Origin of the sequence: Clostridium nigeriense (genome assembly GCF_050585245.1) — a bacterium.
GTDB lineage: Bacteria > Bacillota > Clostridia > Clostridiales > Clostridiaceae > Clostridium > Clostridium nigeriense_A.
Window position 1 is genome coordinate 690223 of the sequence record NZ_JBNOOF010000001.1, and the last position, 20076, is coordinate 710298.

Below are 20076 nucleotides of genomic sequence, written 5' to 3' on the forward strand. Positions count from 1 at the left end.
TTCTACCTTTCAACACACATATACATAAGTGCATTAATTATTGCTGCAGCTACTGTGCTACCACCTTTTCTTCCCCTTACTGTAATATATGGAATATTTAAATCCTTCATATTTTCCTTACTTTCACTAGCCCCTACAAAACCTACTGGCACTGCTACTATTAATTTAGGTGTAACTTTCTTTTCTTTTATAAGTTCTTTTAATTTAAATAATGCAGTTGGCGCATTTCCAAATACAAATACATCTACATTATCATTAACAGCTTTTTCTACTGCTGCCATAGACCTAGTTATATTCTTTTCCTTTGCCTCTTTATGAACTTCTTCTAAATTTACATAGCAAATAGCTTCTGCTCCTAATTTTCCTAAAGCTCTTTTATTTATCCCAGAAAGAGCCATATTAGTATCTGTGTATATAATAGGCTTATTTTTTAATACACTCTTACCAGCTTCTATGAAATCATCACTCATTTCTATAAGTTCTTCATATTCAAAATCTGCTGTTGTATGTATAACTCTTTTTATTATCTTAAGCTCATCTATGCTATAACTATGATTTTTCATTTCTTTTTCTATTATTTCAAAGCTTTTATTTTCTATATCCATAGGATTCTTTACATAACTCATTATTTTTCCTCTTTCCAATTTAAAATATATTTTAAGAATTCTAAATTTCCAAAGAAGTGAACATGGGGATATCCTGCTAAAGTATTCTTCTTTTTATATCCACAGTTCCAACTTATTTTCTCATTATTATAATTTACTTTTTCTATTTCATAAATAGCTTTTTCATTAGTATTAACTTTAGATTTATGAAATTCATGACAATTAATTTTAATATTATCAACATTTATAGTGGCATATCCAAATCTATTTAGAGTTTTTGTCATTTCACTATTTCCCTCAAAAAAGCCTACAAGCTTTTCTCCATCTATTTCCTCCATTAAATACATAAGGCCACCACATTCTGCATAGCAATTTAATCCATTATCTAAAGCATTTTTTATACTTTCTATCATAGATTTATTTTTACTTAACCTATCTTTAAATATCTCTGGGTAGCCCCCTCCTAAATATAAAAAGTCTATATTCTTTGGTAATTCCTTATCTTTTAATGGACTAAAATATATAACTTCCCCTATCTCTTCTAATAGCTCTATATTTTCTTTATAATAAAATCTAAAAGCTTCATCATAGGCAATAGCTATTCTTTTCTTAAGTTGTTTTAAATGAAATCTATCTTCTCTCTTTTTTACATCCTTAAAATTTAAAATTAACGAATCAATATCTACATATTTTTCTATAAGTTCTGAGCATAAATCTATTTTTTTCTTTATATCAGGAACCTCTATGCTTTGTATTAATCCTAAATGCCTACTTTCTAATTTAAGATTTTCATTTCTAGGTATATATCCAAAAACCTTTATATCACAATGCTCTTCTATTAATTTTTTTAATAAAATATAATATTTATCACTAACATTATTTAAAACAACTCCAATTATATTAGCATCTCTAAAATTTTTAATTCCATTTATTTCTGCACATATAGTTAGACTTTGAGCTTTTGGAGTTATTACTAATACTATTGGTGCATTATCTAATACCTTTGAAACTGAATAAGTAGAATAATCATCTGTTATTCCCTTTCCATCATATAATCCCATAACCCCTTCAACTATGGCTAAGTCACCTTCTCCTCTACTAAATGATGCTCTAACCCCCTCTTCGCCCATTAAGAAAATATCTAAATTTCTTGAAACTTTTCCTGTTATATCTGTATGAAATGCTGTATCTATATAATCTGGTCCAGACTTAAACCCTTGAACCTCATAGCCTCTATTTTTTAATGCATTCATTAACCCTAATGTAAAAGTAGTCTTACCTCCGCCACTACAATTTGACGAAATTATTAGTGTTTTCATTCTTTATTCCTTTCTTAGTTATTCCTACTTTTTTATATCTATCATTTATCACATCTTCTATTCTATCTATATATAAATCTCTAAATTCTTTTATTTCACCAAGGCCTTTCATAAATAAATTAACCTTTATTCCTTCTGACTCTAATATTGTTTTCCAAGAATCTTCTTCTTCTGATGCCATATCATTTAAAACATGATCTCCTGCTACTACCATTAATGGCATTAATAACACTTCTTTTATGTTCTTTCTCTTTAATCTATTTAAAACATTATTTAAGCTTGGATATCCTTCCACTGTACCTACAAAAACATTTTGATAACCTTCATCTTCTAAAACAGTTTGTATACATCCATAAACTGATGCTGATGGATGAGCTGTCCCATGTCCAAATAGAACTACATTTTTATTTTCTTTTAATATATTATCTATAGATTTAATAAATAAACTATAATCATCTGGAACTCCCTCAACACCTTGATAATAAAAAATAGGTCTTCCAATTTTTATACTAGAAAACTTTTCTTTAAATTCTTTTTTTATATTTTTTATATAATCATATTCTTCTCCTGGAATTATATGCAATGGCTGGATTATAACCTCATCATATCCATCTTCATAAAGTTTTTCTAATACTTCTTCTGGAGTTAGTATATTAATATTCTTAGTTACCTTTAACTTTTTAATAATTTTGTGAGAAGTGAACGCTCTAAAAATATCATACTCATTAAAATTTTCTTCTATTTCCTTTTCTATAACTTCTATCGAGTTCTTTAACGCATTTTCATAGCTAGTCCCAAAACTAGCAACTATTATAGCTTTTTTCATTTACATCTCCCTATCACTACATATTTTTCAAATAAAAAAGTGAATCTATGTAATTTTGCTTATTCCGTCGCTACGCTCCAAGTCATCGCAAAATTAATAGATGCACTTCAAAGCTTAATGATGGAATTTATAAAAAGTTATTCATAGGCTAATCTTTTTATAAATTCCTAAAAAATAAAAAGCGCCCTATTTTAAGGACGCTAGAAAATTTTTGCACATCAAAAAGCCTTATTAGAAATAACAAAATAACTAATAAAAGCATTCAATATTTTCAAATATCTCCTTAGCCTCCCTCCGAAGCATGGTTTTATAATAGGCAGGTCTCCTGACTTAAGCTTCATCCGCCTCTCTACCTTCCCAATTTTTCTATTAATTCTAATCAGTGGTCTTTATCAGAGATTTGTCAGCTATTACAGTAGCGGGGGCTGCAGTGGATTCTAACCACTTTCCCTTTTAATCCTAGAATTTTACATTAAAATTCTAAAAACCTATTACACTCTATATTTATTTTTTTATAATTATAACCTGAATCTAATGAAATTACAAATGATAATAGAATTTATTTGATTTAACTTACATCACTTATAAAAAACTTCTTTTCCTTTGAATACTATAACAAGTTTTTTAATATTAGTTATTCCTCTGCTCAAAAGTTCCATTTCATATTTTTTATCTTCTATTTGATTTTTTGCTTCTTCTATTAGCTCTTGTATTGATTTTTTATTTGTTTTTCTTGCTCTTTTAAATTCAATAATAATTCCAGGCTTTTTTATATCTTTAGGTATTACCATTACATCATATCTTCCATATCCTGATTCTCTAGCCACTCTTAATATTCCTGTAAGCATAGCTTTTTCTAAATATATATTATCCTTTAATGTATTAGAAAGAAAGTTTCTCATAAAGCTTATAGTTTCATCATAAATTCCAGAAAAATAGCTATGTTGAATTGGTGTATCATATTCATCTATTAAAACAATAACTTTTTCTCCATGATATTCATAAAGATATTTACATATTAACTACTTCTATCTTTTATTAAATAATAGCATCACTCACTTAGTAAACTCCTACTAAGTTTTTAACTACTTCAACATCTGCTGGCACCCAATTTTGTGATGATAATTCATCCAATGAAACCCATTTTGCATCATTATGTGCATTTAAATTTAACTTTCCACCACATATTTCACAAATAAAACAATGCATTGTTAAATGAAAATTAGGATAATCATATTCTACTGTTGTTAAATAATCTAAATTATTAATATCTAACTCAAGTTCTTCTTTAATTTCTCGTACTAATGCATCATGCCTAGTTTCACCTGATTCTATCTTTCCACCTGGAAATTCCCACATATCTTTGAATTCACCATAGCTTCTGCGGGTAATAAATATTTTATCTTCTTTTTTAATTATTGCTGCAACTACCTCTATTACTTTCATACCTTCTATTTCCTTTAACCTATATTTTATTTGATACCTATTTTTTATGATGTATCACTATCTATCCATTAAATTATAATTGATTTATTTGCTTTATTTATCATCCTAGGAGGGATTTCTTCCTTTAGCTCCCATATAAAGCTTATTGGTTTATTTCCACTATGGCTTCTATACTCACAAGTGCCTAAATAAGTAAATGGTGATGTTAGTCCATCCTTTGATTTATATTCTCTAACAAATAAGGCTATCTTATTTCCTGTTTTTAAGTGATTAATATATCTTTGTCCCGTTGCACTTTCAACAGAAGTTCTTGATTGAGTTTGCCAATGAAACAATTTTTCGTTTATTGCATAATCTTCATATAATGTTGAAGGTGAAAAGTCTTTATCACTTTTATTTAGTGTAATAAAGAATATATCTATTTTCTTATCTTCAAAGTACTTAACACCTTCTCTAAATGCAGGCTTTTTATCTTCATTATAATATTCAAAGGCAGCCATTATTACATCTGTTGTATAATCACAATGTAGATCTAAAGGGCATTCAAAGGCTAAATCTACTTTTTTATCTACAAACTCTAAATGCTTATAATTATAATTTAATATATCACAAACTTCACTCATCATAATTTTATTATTAAGTAATCTATTAACACCTTCTTTTAATGAAGCTAAACCTATCTTTTGTGGTGAATCATTATAGAAAATATAATACAGCATATTAATCATTAAGCTTTCTTCTTTATTAAATTCAACATTATTAATATCACTATTATTCTTTAATAAATTAATAATAAATTCTATAAATCTTCTTGAATTTATAGATAATAAATTACTTAACTTCTTTGTTATTTCTTCTTCATTACTATCATTAAAATCTTCTCTTTCACCTGCTAATACACACATTCTAGAAAAACTTCTATCTTTACCTTTTCCATAAAAATCTACTAAAGATAAGTTATGATATTCTAAAAAGTTTTCTAATGTTAATTCTAAGTTAGTATCTATTTTAAAAGACTTAAGTTTATTAATTAAATTTACTTTTGTATTAGATGAAGATTTTATATTTCTTAAAATATATTCTTTAGCCTCTTTTTCTAAGTGAATATAACAGCCTTTTGGTAAGGTTAAAAATCCATTTTCAATATATTCTTTTACAGCCTTGTTACTTCTTCCAATTAACACTCTAAATTTTTCTTCAAAGCTATAATTTTTATGAGCTTGCCCTACAAAATCTAAAACAGTTAAACATTCTTTATCTTCATGAAGTCTTAAACCTCTTCCAAGCTGTTGTAAAAATACTGTTAAGCTTTCAGTTGGTCTTAAGAATAATATTGTATTTATTTCTGGAATATCTACACCTTCATTATATAAATCTACAACAAATATAAATTTAATTTCTTTATTTACTAATCTTTTCTTAGCTTCAGATCTTTCATCTTTCTTACTTTCATCAGTTAAAGCTATAGATTCAATTCCAAATTCATTAAACCTTTTAGCCATAAACTTTGCATGTTCTTTACTTACACAGAAACCTAAACCTATAACATCATCAATATCAGTTACATATTTATTTAAAGCATTTACTATTTCATTTGCTCTTATATCATTTCCTGTATAAACCTTATCTAAATCACTTATATTATAGCCTTTTCTTTGCCATTTTACTTTTGATAAATCTACTAAATCAGATACGGCAAAATATTGAAAAGGACTTAATAACTTTCTATCAATAGCTTCTGGTAATCTTATTTCCCCTGAAATTCTATCTTCAAAATATTTAAATATATCCTTATTATCATTTCTTTCTGGAGTTGCTGTTAACCCTAATAAAACCTTTGGCTTATAATAACTTAATAACTTTTGATAAGATGGAGCTGCTGCATGGTGAAATTCATCTACTATAATAAAGTCATAATACTCCTCTGTAGTTATTTCACATAAATCCTTACTATTTAAGCTTTGAATAGAAACAAATAAATGCTCTAAACTATCTGGAGCATTACCGCCAACCATTAAATCACCAAAGTTATTATCCTTAAGTATTGCTCTAAAGGTATCTCTTGCTTGTCTAAGAATTTCTTCACGATGAACAACAAACAATAATCTATTTGGCTGTTTCTTATTTTCTCTACAAAAATTCTTATAATCAAAAGCTGAAATTACTGTCTTACCTACTCCTGTTGCTGCAATAACAAGATTCTTATTTTTATTAAATATTTCTCTTTCAACTCTTAATTTATCTAATATCTCCTTTTGATAAGCATAAGGCCTTATATCAAAAGAAAAATTTAATTCTTCTTCATCAATTCTTTTTTCCTTATTTAATGATCTCTTTAATATATTTTTATCTTCATCAGTTCCTAAATAAGATATAAATTCCCCATCATTCCAATAGCTTTCAAAAGTAGCTTCAAACTTTTTTATAATATCAAAGGAATCCTGCTCTGTTATTTTTATATTCCATTCTAAACCAGAAGTTAAAGCAGCATTAGAAAGATTAGAAGAACCAATATATGCAGTAGTAAAGCCTGTATCCCTTTTAAACATATAAGCCTTTGCATGCAATCTAGTTCTTTCTGTATCATAAGATATCTTAATTTCTGTATTAGGTAACTTACTTAATTCATCTATTGCTTTTACATCAGTAGCACCCATATAAGAAGTTGTAATTATCCTTAATTTCTTTCCAGACATTGTAGCTTCTCTAAGACTATCAATTATACATCTAAGACCACTCCATTTTACAAAAGAAACTAATAAATCAATAGAATCAGAAGTTAATATTTCCTTATTTAATTCACCAAGCATATTAGGCTCCAAGGAAGCCCCTGTAAATAAAGAACTCTGAGATAAAGGCGTTGCAGGCCTTACTAACTTTTCCTTCTTTAAAGCCTTTTTATTATTAACCTTACTATACAAAGCATTAAGTATTTCCCCATTTTTATCTATTTCATACTTCTTAATATCATCTTCATTAGACACTTCACTTAATATGTTAATAATATTATTACAAGCCTCTATTTGTTTTAATAACTTATCACTATCTTCTTTTTCCTTATCTCTAATATAATTCAAAGACTTCCTAATCACCCTAGAAATATATTGAGAAAGAATAGCTTTAGCTTCTTCATTATCTATTTTGCTTTTCTCTATAATAAACTTTTCATTTTCCATAACTTTAAGTTGTTCTTGTATTTCACTATTAATTACTTGCTCATATAACCCTTGCTTCAATAAATTCGCCACCTCTTTTATTTATTATGTCAATTTATATTCTATGATATTTGTATCATTATAGATATTTAAGCAAAATAAAAATACCTACTAGTGTGTGATTTTTAAAAATCTATATTATGTTTATCCTTTAGATACTATGAACACATTTCAATTCACTTATGCTTATTCTTTATCATTGTATCCTATAATTTAATATAAATTGCTATTTATTATATATGACTATATCTTAAATAGCTTTTCTCCTAAACTTAATATTTTTATAACGATTTAATATATTAAATAATATCTCATATTTTATCATTTTTTCCACATTATATGTTATGATTAAATAGAAATTTATTATATAAAAGGAGTAATTTTATGTATTTATTAAATCAACCTAGTAACGGAAATTTAGGTACATTATTATTATCTAATCTAAATGAAAATTATAATTCTTTTAAATTCATTGTAGCCTATGCTAAATTAAGTGGAGTTAGATATTTAGAAAATACAATAAACTCATTTAAATCTAATGGTGGGCAAGTTATCGGTACTGTAGGTATCGATCAACATAATACTTCATTAGAGGCTATTCAAAGATTACTGGTTCTATGTGATGAACTTTATATTTATCACTCTGAAGTTCCAACGCAAACTTTTCATCCTAAAGTATATCTCTTCGAATCAGAAAATAATATTTGGTTTTCTTCAGGCTCTAGCAATTTGACTTCCGGTGGATTATTTACCAATTATGAAACAAATATTTATGGCGAACTCCAACTTAATGACTGTGATACACCTCAAACATATACAGATATTCAAGAATTATTTAAACTTTACACAAATACCTCTAATAATTGTTGTCTGAAAGTCACTACGGAATTAATTTATAATTTACATGAAAGAGGTTATATTTACTCAGAAGAAATCATAAATCGTAATGGTTTAACTCGTGAACATTCATCGAATTCTCACGAAAGAATTTTTGGGTCTGAAAGGTTTACTGCTCCTAGAATAAGTCATGACATATCTGATCGTTATCATAATAATATTGAAGACGAAGAAATAGTTGTTCCAAATAATGATATTACTACTATATATACCAATCCTATTGTAACTACTAATTGTATTGAAACTTATGATTCCCTTTATGGTTCATACAATAACTTTATTCAACATATAGACGGATTTACAAAAAATTACTATCACATTCCTCAAGGTGTTCATTTAGGTCATATTTTTTATATTATTAAATCATTAGGTGATGGATTACTTGATTATAGATTAAGATTATTTAATAGTTCAACAACTGGTACAGATGGAACTACTGTAAGGCAAACAAATTATAAAGTTGCAGCTTGTATGGAATTATTATTATTATTTGATTATAGACTTCCTGAAAATACGAATAATCCCTCATTTTCTTTGACACTAAGCAATAATGGTCTTAAATTATTAGAAGTACTTAACAACAATGTTACTAATTCAGATTTTTATGATTTTTACACTAACTCTAATACAACTTGGAGAATGAAACATAATAACGTAGATTACTATATTAACTTCATTCGAAATTTAGATGATTTATCTAAATCAAGATTATATGAAATATTTAGCAACTTAAATATTTTCAGACTTCTTGTTGATTATGTATCTAATCACCCTACTGGAATAATTCTAATTTCAGAATTATATGATAACTTTTGGACAATCCCTTCAGTAAGTGACTACTTAAATCTTATTGATATTAGCATCCCTGCTCGAAGTAGTTTAGAACACCGTATCCCATTTTTAATCTCTTTACTAAAAGCTTTTTCATTGGTTGACTCTGATATTAACAACCCCTCACAATTAATAAGATTATAAATAATAGTCAGTATGTTTTTCATACTGACTATTATTTATAACTATTTTAATTTATACTTATTATTACTAAATGTACATATACTTTCTAACCAACATTTTATTTCATTATCTGATGGTACTTTATCTAACTTATATTTATGAACTAAATAAATAATTTTCGTTTGTACTTCTCTTAAAGATAATTCTTGCTGAAGTTCTTTTAGTGGAAATATTCCGAATACATCCTTCCCATTTATCCCTTCACTTTCGATATGTGTTATAGCAATTTCATTAATTGGCTTTCTATATGTAATAAATGCACTTTCTGGATTAGTGTCATTTGAATTATTCGTGTGGAATGTTGTTCCTCTATCATTTTTAACTATATTAATAAATTCAAATCCTATTCTATTGTTCATTATATCTCGTAATTCATTCCATATTTCATTAAATCTACTTTGAAAAACTATAGTAAAGTATGCCCCTGGCTTTAATACCCTATACACTTCCTTAAATGCTGCTTCTAATTTATTCCCCCATCTTTCTACAAATTCAATTTTTTTGTCATAATCCATGGGAATTATTATTTCATTTTGTAAATCCTCCTTTTCTCCTAACCATGCACTATAAAAAAGATTAAGTTCTGCATACGGCACTACTCCTCCGTATGGAGGATCTATAAAGGCGTAATCAATACTATTATTATTAACATTTAATTTTTTCGCATCATTTTTCATTATTCTAATATTATTTTCTACACACTCTTTAGTAGTTTGTTGTTGTAAAAACTCCTTTGCTTTTATTATTTGGCTATACTTTCGCTTAAATACAGCCATAACATTTTGAACTTTTCCTACTGCCGGTATATGATAAACATTTTTTATACCTGATGTAGTAAATAGTCTACTACTTGTTCTAAAAAGTATTTCTGTAAAAACAAATTTAAAAAACGTCTTTATATCATCATCTAAAATATTGCTTTCAATATAATCGTTTAATATTTGTAAAGCTATTATATTTTTTTCTGTAAACAAGTCAGAAACACTTGAATTAATATCAAAGCCTGGCCATCCTCCCGGTCTTGGGTAGCATCTATTATAAATAATTTTTTCTGTAGGTTTCCATAATGAACTATATTTTTCTTTATATTCCTCTAATATACATTGCCATAACTCTAAATCTGAAGCCTCTATATTTCTTCTAATCTTTCCTCTTTTTCCTTTTGATTTAGTTATTACTATATTAGCTTCTACAGGCTTTCTTTTTTCAAGTAAAAAGGTTTTATCCTCTTTTTTGCTTATATTTATTATTCTATCACAATTCTTACATTTATACTCTGAGCGTTTTCCTGTTGCAGTCTCATATAAAATAACTCTTTCACCACATTCTGGACACAAATAAATACTACTTTCTATTATTGATTCAGCATATCCTTCAGATCCATCTGCCAAATTGACTTTATACAGGTAATTAATTTTTCCCTCTAGATTATTTAATAACTTTTTATATTCTTTATTAGCCTGATTTAAATCAATGTAATTTAAAATATTAAATGTTATATTTATTGCTTGTGGACTATTATCAGATAATATAACCATTCTTTCTTCTAATAATGCTGCTATTCCAGTTGAACCACTTCCACAACAACTATCTAATACGATCGCTCCTTTATCGGTATATTGCTTTATAAATTTCTGAATATTTTTATAATATATTTTACTTGGATAGCCTATACTTTTAAATATTGGATTTGATAATCTATCATTATCACTTAACTTAATTTCATCAATATTACCATCATTTTTTATTTTGTTACTAGTACTATCCCTATATAAATAGTCATAATTATTTATTATTTTATTATTATACTCAAACATAAATTATCCTCCATTAACAGCTCTATATTTGTATATGTCCCTCATATTAATATAAGTCCACAAAAATTACGGTCTTATAAATTCATACTTAAAATAATTGAATAATGCTTTTCACTATTGATAATTATAGACCTATACAAAAAAATATCTATTGTGAAATATCTTATTATAGTAATTCTATATTTAAAAATATAAAAACTCAACAACTTTATAAGTTATCGAGATTTTAATTAGCGGAGGCCCTATATCCCCTTTAGAAATTTCAATTTCTCTCCCATTATAAATTTTTACATGTTAATACCCATTTTAAATGTTTTTTATTATAGTTTAGAACCTTTGCCTCTAATATATCTCCTATTTTTATAAAATCAAATATGTTCTTAATATATTTAGAAGATAATTCACTTATGTGTATACTTCCATATAATTTTTCATCATTAATCTCAAATGTAACTATTGCAAACCCTAAAACTACCTTTTCAACCACACACTTTACTATTGTTCCATACAAGTCCTTTTTGTTATTCTCTTCAATTATCTTAGATATTCTTCCATGCTTTTCACTTAAAGACAAACTTTTCCACAGCGCTTTATGCACGCAAATATCCCACTCTTCATCAAAAATTATCCCGTCATTACTTTTGTGTTGCCACCTATATTGCCCAGAAGATTTTGACCTATTTCCTATTATCCCTACTCTATATAAATCATTAAGTACACTTCCTATATTAATCTTTAAAAAGGAATTATTAAAGTACTTATTTATTCTTTCCACCAATTCCTCATATGAAAAATATGGCTTATATCCAGTTAAACACATAAAAATAACATCCAATTCTTGTGGGGTATATAATGCATTTAACTCTTCTTTTATTTCCTTTAAGCTCTCCTGTGAATACTCTTGAATACTTGCATGAAATATCCCTGGTGAATATACATTTCTATTAGAAAATAATGTGTTTTTAGTTGAATTTAAAAATCTTACAATATCTCTTGGTTTATTCCATGTATTATTTAGAATATATGTAACAGTAGGAACTTCATCAACTTCTGGACAAAACCATTTTTCATAAATTTCCTTTTTATTTTTAAACGTAAAATTGTTTCTATTTTCTGACAATTCAATCCTTTTAAGCCATATTTCAAAAATTGGATGAGTATAAGAATTAGTATTACTATAATTCCATACCAAAGGACATTCATAGCCAGAAATAATTTTATTTATCTCTTTAGATGGTACAAATTTCATTATACTATTTACTATTTCTGTTCTAATAGAACACACTATTTTTGTATTATTAAAATTACTTTCAATAAATAATGTATTTATATTTTTTATTGTAATAATTAAATCTCTAATCATTGTTAAATCACGTTGTAATAGATTAGCTTCAGCATAAAAAGCTTCAAGTTCATCTACAAAGATGTAATATGGTATCTCTGTCCTTTTTAGTGTATGGAATATTTCTGTTGCTTTATCTAATAATTTAATAAAGCTAGAATATTCATCAATATTATCTTTTTTATCGAAATCCAACAATATCTCTGGCTTAATAGTTGAATTAGCATTTGCGTTATTATATGTATATCCAACTCCCATCTTTACCTTGTTAGGCATTCTAAAAAACCTATTTGATGATTTTTCAGAAAGAATTGAATCTACAATTTCTTTAAATTCATACCAATTACTATCTTCTATAAATATTGCTCCATTATTTTCATTATTATCATCAATTATTTGTTTAAAAATAATCCATTTCCATATATATTCAAAATCAGTTTCTCTTATTAGAATCTCTTTATCTATTCCTATTGTTTTTATTATATTCTTAGAAATATTTTCTAATTCTAACTTCTGTACATTTCCATAATTACTTTTAAATAAAATAAATGATGAACAAGTTAATATATCTTTTTCTTTACATTTAGCATTCAAATACAATAACAAAGCAGTTTTTCCTGTACCTTTATATCCATTTATAAATATTTCATCTCCTGAAATTAATTTTTCAAAATCAAAATTTGGTGGAATAACAAAACTTTCTAAGAACTCATCTGACTTTTGAGATATTATTTCATCTTTTGCATCAGGCTTTCCTATATAGATATCCTTTACTGTTAGCATATTTCCGCCTCCCAGCTCATTTTACTTATTATACCATTTAATCAGTATTATATAAATAAATATTTATACTACTGTTTTATTTTCACATAACTTTATAAAAATTTATATAACTACTAATAATAAATATATATTATTTATACTAGCTTTTTTTAATGGAGGCGAAATGAAGCTTTATACAATAAATAATTTTCATAATAATTAATATTTACTTGCAGGAATATTAATTATTATTTTCCAAATATTAATTAATATTCCCAAGAAAAGAAGTCTTAATTAATATGAATAAAAAAAAGTATAAACACTTCAATATTTTAAAACATTCCCATTGATTAAACTTAAATGTTTAGAAAAATCTATTCCAAAAAACACCATAAAATGTAACAAATATTTCTTATACACTTTTAAAGTCATATTAGATCATCTATTTTTATATATCTTTCTTTTCTCTTAGATCGTTTTATTGGTATGTGTATAAATATATTTTCTCTAAAAAAATAAATTGTTATTGCTATTAATACATACGAAAATATTATTGCTCCATATATATTTTTTAATAAATAATTATATATGATCAATTGAATAGTAATTATACTAATTTTCCCTAATAAAAATGTAGTGTATTTCTTTATCTTAGTGATATAAACTTTTATATTAATATCTCTATAGAAGATTTGATATCTAAAATCTAAGTTATTATCAAAATACGACATTATAAGAATATTAAAATAGCATATAATAGCCTGCACAATTATTTTATCATTAGAAATTCTAATAATTGGTAAAATGAAATATATGCTTACTATAATTATTATAAAAAGTATTGAATTTAGAATACACTTAACTAATAACTTAGAACGATAATATATTAGTACATTCAAACAAGTAGCTTTTATCCATTTAATAAAGTCTTCCATAAAAAAAATAGAATTTAGAGAGTAATTAAAAATTGATATATCAACAAGTATGGATACACTATATATGATAATAAAAGTAATTGTTTCATCATTTAATTCTATTGTATTAAAAGTAGCTATTATTGATAATAACATACTACTATATAATATTATAGTAAACATTAACCCACTGGTTAATTTAAAATACCCTTTCTTTAATAAAGATATCTCATTTTTAATATAACCCCATAATGGTGATGTAACTTTAAGTTTATTAATACTTATATATTTATCATATTTTCTACTTTGCTCCTCAGCCATAACTGATTTCCTAAAAATTTTTTTTAACAATTTAGATTTAATATTTTTTAATACCACTATAGATAAACTTAATAATATCACTATTAATAATACTCTTAAATTTAAAAATGATGTGAATATATGTTTATTTAAATATTTAGATAAAATTTCAAATGAAGTGCTTGGTATAATATTTATTACTACAGATACAGGAAATACTATTTTTATTATATTGTTATATATTTTCAATGGCATATTTAATAACAAAATACTTAGTAATATATTAACTACATAATAAATTATAAATGTTATAATAGCTAAAAATAAAATATTAAATATTAAAGTTAAAATACTTAATTTTAAATTAATTGTAGTTATTAAAAAAGAAAATAAATTTGTTATAGATATGATAATAAACTTATTTTTATGCTGTTGTATAAAAAATATATAGAACTCATCTACTGAAATAGGTAAATAATAAAAATTAGAGTACCTTTTAATTTGTTGAAAACTATATAAATTTGAAACAATAAAAATACTTACTATATTTTTTATATAATAAAGAATTTGATTAATAAAATATTCAGAAGCATTAAAATCTACTAAATTTATATCCTTACTCGATAAATATATATTTATAACAATGGATATTATTGAGAAAATTGTAATCAAGTAGTTTACCAAAGTATTATTTTTTTTATCTTCAATATTTTTTAAAGCTTTTACATTCTTATTCATCATATGTTACCTTTCTATACAAATCATAAATTGAAGTAACCTTATATCTTTTCATCAAATTATCATAAGTATCAAATTCTTTAATTATACCATTATGAAGAAATGCTACTTTATCAGCAAGTTCAGTAATAACACTAACAGAATGAGTCACTATTAATATAGCCATTTTTTCTTTTAAACTTTTAATTAAATTAATAACTTCTATTTGAATATCTAAATCCAATCCATCAATCGGCTCGTCCATTATTAGTACATTAGGTTCATGTAATATACTAGTAACTACTACAACTTTTTTTCTATTACCTTTTGATAAAATTTCTATCCTTTTACTTCTCTCCTCATCCAGCTTCAATATATCAACATATTTTTTTAAATTTTCTATATTCTCCTTACAATTGTATATGCTAATAATAAATTGAAGATATTCATTTAATGTTTTATATTCTAATATCTTTGTATCATCAGTCGCATATCCCAACATACTTTTATAACATTGGGGATTTTCATCTATATAAACATTATTTATTTTCAATCTTCCTTTGGTAGGTATTGAAATACCCGATATAATATTAAGTAATGTTGTCTTCCCTTGCCCATTTGCTCCTAATAGACATATAATCTCCCCTTTCTTTATTTCAAGATTTATCCCCCTTAAAATTTTATTTTTTTCATAATTCATATGGATATTCTCTATGCTTAACATATAACATCTCACCCCTAAAACAATTATTTTTATTTACAACAGCATAGTTTTAATGTTATAAACATATGTTTATAACATCAATGGCAAGTGGGATACTTAGTACCCCACTAATATCCCCAGGCATATTATCTTATAATTTAATATTGTAATATATCTATTTTTATCTTAGTTCCAATTGTTCCTTCTACAATTCTATCTATAATTTCACTTTTCCTATTTCTACTCTTAATGTATACATTCGCTTGCTTAGCTATTTTCTTTAAATCTATTACATTAAATTTATTCAAATATTCTACTGCTTCATCTTTATTTGAATAGGAATATACTCTATTTATTACTTCTTCTAACTTTTCTTCTGTGTTATTTATTTTCTCACATTTTAGATTTTTTTCATTATCTATTAAAGTTATTTTCTTTTCTCCTTTGATTAATGAATTTATATCTTCGTCTTTAAGTTTTAATATGAAATCAAAAGCTAACTTATTTACTAAAAGTATTTCTTTCTTATTCATATTATTTTACCTCTCTTAAAAACTCATTTTTAAATTCTTCAAAATCAATATCTATACAGGATTTCTTTTTATTAATGCTATTTAAAGCAAAAGGAATTGAAATGCTATTATCTATTTCATTATCGTTGCTTCTAATACTACTATTGAAGGCTTTAATTCCTTTAATTTTCTTAACCTCTTGGAGATACTGATAATGCAAACTCTTAGGTTTACCACTTATTATCTTAACCATAGTTGGTAATAATCCTAAATTTTTAACATCCATCTTATTAAATTCTCTAAGATCAAACTCATCTATACCTTTTGAAACTTCATCTCTTAACTTTTCAATATGCTCATATAGTGTAGGTGCACCTACTGTAGATAGATAATCTAACTTTGTTGGTATCAAATAATAATCTGAAGCATAAATTGCATTTTGTGTTATTAAATCAAAACTTGGTTGACAATCTAATAATACAAAATCATACTCGCCATCAATAGTCATTATTTCATTCTTCAGTCTTGATATGCAATTTAGTCGATTCCTTGTAAGATTTCTTCTCCAAGGACCTTTTATAGTACGAGCTAAATCTATCTGTATCTCATATAAATCAGTACTAGATGGAAGTAACCCTATAGCTTGTCCTCCATTTTTTACAATAATATCATTAGCCTTTAAATCCTTAGTAATATAATTCTTTATATTATCTTTGTTATTATTAATTAATGTATTAAAGAAAGTTTTTATGGTTTTATCTTTTTTATAAGCCTTTTTCCAAACCTCAACATCTATATAAGAAAATGTTAAACTAGCTTGTGGATCTAAATCTACTAATAATACTTTATAGCCTTCTAAAGCTAATAAAGCCCCTAAATTAGATACAACCGTGCTCTTACCTACTCCTCCTTTGTAATTTACAATAGAAATAACTTTCACTATAATTTCTCCTTTTACATATTCACTTTCTATATATACTACAATATCTTTTAATTAATCCATAAATACCTTTTAAAATCTTATTTTATATTTATCTAAATAAAAATAAGCTAATAACTATTCAAACCTAGTTACTAGCTTATTCTTTAAAATTCCGTATATTTTTTGCTTGTTCCTTTAGCTTTTTCTACTGGGTATTTCTTTTCATTCTTGTCCATTTTATTATTCATTATATCTTCTATATTAACTCCTAAAGAATCTGCCATATGTAAACAATAAATCATAACATCCGCCAATTCCTCACATACTGATTCTTTATCATAGTCATCATTCCATAGAAAATGTTCTAATAATTCACCTGACTCAATGCTTATTGCCTTTGCTAAATTGGCTGGTGTATGAAATTGTGCCCATTCTCTGTCATCTCTAAATTTTCTTACTCGATTTTTTATTTCTTCCATTCTATTCTCCCCATTCTTACCCTTAGCGTACTCTTATTTAATTATACAAACTATATAGCTCATGAATTTAATTAATTATGATAACTTTAAAGTAATATTTTATCCGTATAACTTTCAATATCTTTATCTTCACAATCTAATCCAGTAATAATGAAATCTATTCTTCTTGAAGTAGCTGGTATTCTATACTCAATTGCTATTCCACAATTATCTGGAATAATATTCGAATTTAACACCTTATACATATACTGTTTTCTATAAACTTATTATTAAGTCGTATAATTCATTCTCAATTACACAACTATAGACTCCTCTTAATTTCCTATTAAACAAGCCATAAAATTCTGCTGAATCCATACTTCCTCTTAATTTATCTGCTGATTTCCATAGAGTTTCTTCAAAACCTATATTTGCTGTTGACATCTTCATTCCTCCAAGTATTTATCTTAAATTTTAAAAATTATTATCATCAAAAACTTCAAATATTTCACTTTCAAATTCTGCTTGTTCATCACCTGTAGTTATACCCTCTGGTAATAATTCTAAGTAATGAGCTAAAGCTTCTATAGTCTTATGAACTAAAGGCTCATGCTGACTTTTTTCTAATATTTCTATAATAAGCTTATATGTATCAATATAAGGATTAGGATCTACTATTTCTAAAGCTTCTTTAAATTTACTTATAAGCTTAGTTTTTTCTATAGTTCTTTCTATAGTATTTATTTCTTCTTTATCATAAATAGGCATATTAACCATAGCATTTACATCTTCACATATATATACTGATTGTTGCTTTTCTATAATTGGATTTAATTCTTTTTTTAGTTTTTCCTTTTGTATTTCAAGCTTATCTATTTCATCTATATCCTTATTAAAATATTCTTGCTTTATATTAAAAATTTCTTCTAATACTGGAAGATATTTTTTAGATATATTTTGCTTTCCTTTTATCCACATATTAATATTTTGCTTCTTTATACCAAGCTTTTCTGCTAGCTCTACATGCTGCATATCATATAAAGCTAATATATATTCTAATCCCTTTATTTTACTCACCACTTTTCTGCTTAAACATAGACATATTTTTTCATTAATATATCTATAATTGTACATTTTCTCTCATATTTAAGCAATAAAAGTAAAATTAATATGATATATTTTAATTATTATATAGAAAAAGCAGATATTTATTTTATCTGCCTTCTCCTTTGTTATTAATTTATATTTAATTTATTGGAACTATTATCTTAGCTACCTTTTGATTTCCTCTTTTAAATGTAACATTTAAGTTTTTACTATCAGTAGGAACTCCAAAAGTTGCACTTGCTTTACATTTTCCCCCTACTGGAGTTGCTTTTGGATATCTATTTTCATCAGATACTGGATAGGTATCAAGAACATTTCCTTCATCATCTAAAACTTGAAAATCATATTCACTAATATAAAGATCTGATCCATCTTTTTCTCCAAAGCTTATATTTTCATAAGTATAATCTAACATTACTACTTGATTAACTTCTTTATCTGAAAACTCATTTCTTTCTTCAGTTGCCCTTGCACCTTCAATAGTTAAGTTATAATTTCCACTTTCTGTTTCTACAGTAAATGGAGTATTCAAAGTCATTTCTTGTGTAATTACTGTACTTTCTTCTTCACTTTCACTACCAAAAGTAGATTCATCAATACCTAATAATAACTTTGATATTGTATCAGTTTCTTTTATCTTCCATTCTTTATCTACCTTAGTTAACTCAATATCTAAAGTTCTTTCACTATAGGTTACTTCATCTAAATATTTACTAAATAAATTATTAAAATAAGCATCATTTTCTTCTTCAGTCATTTCAGTTCCAGAAAAAGCTTGTGTTAATGCAAAACTAAAAGCTTCTTGCATAACTTTTCCTATAACAATATTAAGATCCATTCCTTTTACTGTAACATTAACTTTTGCATTATCCCCATCAATAGTTTCACTATTTACTGTATAAGTTATTTCTTTTAACTTCTCTAACAACTTATTTTGAACTTCTTCAGAAAAATTATCCTCTTGTGAATTCCCCTCATTCTCTTCAGCATTTTCTGTTTCTTCTTCTACCATAGAAAATAATTGTTGAACATCAGTATCACCACTTTTAATCTTTTCAAAATACTCATTAACAACAGCTGTTGGCGTTTTTCCTCCACATCCGTATATTAATACTGTTGATAGCATCATAGCTAATATTAATGCTAACTTTTTAAAATTCCTCATTAATTTTACCCCTTCCACAAAATATTGTCTTAGAC

Annotated in this window: 17 protein-coding genes, 1 pseudogene and 1 riboswitch; of the genes and pseudogenes, 1 reads left to right on the top strand and 17 read right to left on the bottom strand. The window is 25.6% G+C overall.

Annotated elements, in window-relative coordinates; all coding sequences use genetic code 11:
* Positions 1-2 precede the first annotated feature (2 nt).
* The 6 genes and pseudogenes from ACQPUY_RS03300 to ACQPUY_RS03325 all read right to left on the bottom strand — a co-directional run bounded on the left by ACQPUY_RS03300 (position 3) and on the right by ACQPUY_RS03325 (position 7432).
* A complete protein-coding gene (locus tag ACQPUY_RS03300; protein ID WP_430839489.1) occupies positions 3-626 on the bottom strand; it encodes a precorrin-8X methylmutase in 624 nt (207 codons plus the stop codon).
* Positions 626-1924 carry a cobyrinate a,c-diamide synthase gene (locus tag ACQPUY_RS03305; protein ID WP_430839490.1) on the bottom strand — a complete coding sequence of 433 codons (1299 nt, stop codon included), beginning with the start codon at positions 1922-1924 and terminating at the stop codon, positions 626-628. Before ACQPUY_RS03305 ends, ACQPUY_RS03300 begins: the two co-directional genes overlap by 1 nt.
* Positions 1893-2750, bottom strand: coding sequence for a sirohydrochlorin cobaltochelatase (locus ACQPUY_RS03310; protein ID WP_430839491.1), 858 nt, complete (start codon positions 2748-2750; stop codon positions 1893-1895). The genes ACQPUY_RS03305 and ACQPUY_RS03310 overlap by 32 nt, the downstream gene beginning before the upstream one ends.
* Before the next feature lie 298 nt (positions 2751-3048).
* A riboswitch (cobalamin riboswitch) is annotated at positions 3049-3257 on the bottom strand.
* A gap of 71 nt (positions 3258-3328) precedes the next feature.
* Positions 3329-3754 (bottom strand): annotated as a pseudogene (locus ACQPUY_RS03315) (PD-(D/E)XK nuclease domain-containing protein); the annotation flags it as partial.
* Between the two features lie 55 nt (positions 3755-3809).
* Complete coding sequence (gene mutT, locus ACQPUY_RS03320) at positions 3810-4196, bottom strand: 8-oxo-dGTP diphosphatase MutT (protein WP_430839492.1); 387 nt, start codon at positions 4194-4196, stop codon at positions 3810-3812.
* A gap of 68 nt (positions 4197-4264) precedes the next feature.
* Positions 4265-7432, bottom strand: coding sequence for a DUF3427 domain-containing protein (locus ACQPUY_RS03325; protein ID WP_430839493.1), 3168 nt, complete (start codon positions 7430-7432; stop codon positions 4265-4267).
* A 363-nt stretch (positions 7433-7795) separates the two neighbouring features.
* On the opposite strand from ACQPUY_RS03325, the gene ACQPUY_RS03330 reads away from it, so the two are divergent.
* Entirely contained in the window at positions 7796-9283 is a 1488-nt protein-coding gene (locus ACQPUY_RS03330; protein ID WP_430839494.1) for a hypothetical protein, read from the top strand.
* 41 nt (positions 9284-9324) lie between these two features.
* Here the strand turns inward: ACQPUY_RS03330 and ACQPUY_RS03335 are convergent, their stop codons facing one another.
* The 11 genes from ACQPUY_RS03335 to ACQPUY_RS03385 form a co-directional block, all read right to left on the bottom strand.
* A complete protein-coding gene (locus ACQPUY_RS03335; RefSeq protein WP_430839495.1) occupies positions 9325-11139 on the bottom strand; it encodes a DNA methyltransferase in 1815 nt (604 codons plus the stop codon).
* A gap of 277 nt (positions 11140-11416) precedes the next feature.
* Positions 11417-13264: a P-loop ATPase, Sll1717 family gene (locus tag ACQPUY_RS03340; RefSeq protein WP_430839496.1), complete on the bottom strand. Its 1848-nt coding sequence runs from the start codon at positions 13262-13264 to the stop codon at positions 11417-11419.
* 407 nt (positions 13265-13671) lie between these two features.
* Positions 13672-15195 carry a hypothetical protein gene (locus tag ACQPUY_RS03345; protein WP_430839497.1) on the bottom strand — a complete coding sequence of 508 codons (1524 nt, stop codon included), beginning with the start codon at positions 15193-15195 and terminating at the stop codon, positions 13672-13674.
* Positions 15188-15898, bottom strand: coding sequence for an ABC transporter ATP-binding protein (locus tag ACQPUY_RS03350; RefSeq protein ID WP_430839498.1), 711 nt, complete (start codon positions 15896-15898; stop codon positions 15188-15190). The genes ACQPUY_RS03345 and ACQPUY_RS03350 overlap by 8 nt, the downstream gene beginning before the upstream one ends.
* 137 nt (positions 15899-16035) lie before the next feature.
* The gene (locus ACQPUY_RS03355) at positions 16036-16410 is read right to left on the bottom strand and encodes a hypothetical protein (protein WP_430839499.1); all 375 of its coding nucleotides are present in this window, start codon (positions 16408-16410) and stop codon (positions 16036-16038) included.
* A gap of 1 nt (position 16411) precedes the next feature.
* Entirely contained in the window at positions 16412-17329 is a 918-nt protein-coding gene (locus tag ACQPUY_RS03360; RefSeq protein ID WP_430839500.1) for a ParA family protein, read from the bottom strand.
* Between the two features lie 146 nt (positions 17330-17475).
* Positions 17476-17790 carry a nucleotide pyrophosphohydrolase gene (locus ACQPUY_RS03365; RefSeq protein WP_430839501.1) on the bottom strand — a complete coding sequence of 105 codons (315 nt, stop codon included), beginning with the start codon at positions 17788-17790 and terminating at the stop codon, positions 17476-17478.
* Between the two features lie 86 nt (positions 17791-17876).
* Entirely contained in the window at positions 17877-18035 is a 159-nt protein-coding gene (locus tag ACQPUY_RS03370; protein WP_430839502.1) for a hypothetical protein, read from the bottom strand.
* A 10-nt stretch (positions 18036-18045) separates the two neighbouring features.
* A complete protein-coding gene (locus ACQPUY_RS03375) occupies positions 18046-18213 on the bottom strand; it encodes a hypothetical protein (protein ID WP_430839503.1) in 168 nt (55 codons plus the stop codon).
* 30 nt (positions 18214-18243) lie between these two features.
* Positions 18244-18846 carry a YdaS family helix-turn-helix protein gene (locus tag ACQPUY_RS03380; protein ID WP_430839504.1) on the bottom strand — a complete coding sequence of 201 codons (603 nt, stop codon included), beginning with the start codon at positions 18844-18846 and terminating at the stop codon, positions 18244-18246.
* A 169-nt stretch (positions 18847-19015) separates the two neighbouring features.
* Positions 19016-20041, bottom strand: coding sequence for a DUF5105 domain-containing protein (locus ACQPUY_RS03385; RefSeq protein ID WP_430839505.1), 1026 nt, complete (start codon positions 20039-20041; stop codon positions 19016-19018).
* Between the last annotated feature and the right edge of the window lie 35 nt (positions 20042-20076).

Coding starts and splice junctions, on each gene's coding strand:
- ACQPUY_RS03365 (WP_430839501.1), bottom strand. CDS start 17,790: ATGGAAGAAATAAAAAATCGAGTAAGAAAATTTAGAGATGACAGAGAA.
- ACQPUY_RS03335 (WP_430839495.1), bottom strand. CDS start 11,139: ATGTTTGAGTATAATAATAAAATAATAAATAATTATGACTATTTATAT.
- ACQPUY_RS03330 (WP_430839494.1), top strand. CDS start 7,796: ATGTATTTATTAAATCAACCTAGTAACGGAAATTTAGGTACATTATTA.
- ACQPUY_RS03310 (WP_430839491.1), bottom strand. CDS start 2,750: ATGAAAAAAGCTATAATAGTTGCTAGTTTTGGGACTAGCTATGAAAAT.
- ACQPUY_RS03375 (WP_430839503.1), bottom strand. CDS start 18,213: ATGTCAACAGCAAATATAGGTTTTGAAGAAACTCTATGGAAATCAGCA.
- ACQPUY_RS03305 (WP_430839490.1), bottom strand. CDS start 1,924: ATGAAAACACTAATAATTTCGTCAAATTGTAGTGGCGGAGGTAAGACT.
- ACQPUY_RS03340 (WP_430839496.1), bottom strand. CDS start 13,264: ATGCTAACAGTAAAGGATATCTATATAGGAAAGCCTGATGCAAAAGAT.
- ACQPUY_RS03300 (WP_430839489.1), bottom strand. CDS start 626: ATGAGTTATGTAAAGAATCCTATGGATATAGAAAATAAAAGCTTTGAA.
- ACQPUY_RS03345 (WP_430839497.1), bottom strand. CDS start 15,195: ATGAATAAGAATGTAAAAGCTTTAAAAAATATTGAAGATAAAAAAAAT.
- ACQPUY_RS03385 (WP_430839505.1), bottom strand. CDS start 20,041: ATGAGGAATTTTAAAAAGTTAGCATTAATATTAGCTATGATGCTATCA.
- ACQPUY_RS03370 (WP_430839502.1), bottom strand. CDS start 18,035: ATGTATAAGGTGTTAAATTCGAATATTATTCCAGATAATTGTGGAATA.
- mutT (WP_430839492.1), bottom strand. CDS start 4,196: ATGAAAGTAATAGAGGTAGTTGCAGCAATAATTAAAAAAGAAGATAAA.
- ACQPUY_RS03355 (WP_430839499.1), bottom strand. CDS start 16,410: ATGAATAAGAAAGAAATACTTTTAGTAAATAAGTTAGCTTTTGATTTC.
- ACQPUY_RS03350 (WP_430839498.1), bottom strand. CDS start 15,898: ATGTTAAGCATAGAGAATATCCATATGAATTATGAAAAAAATAAAATT.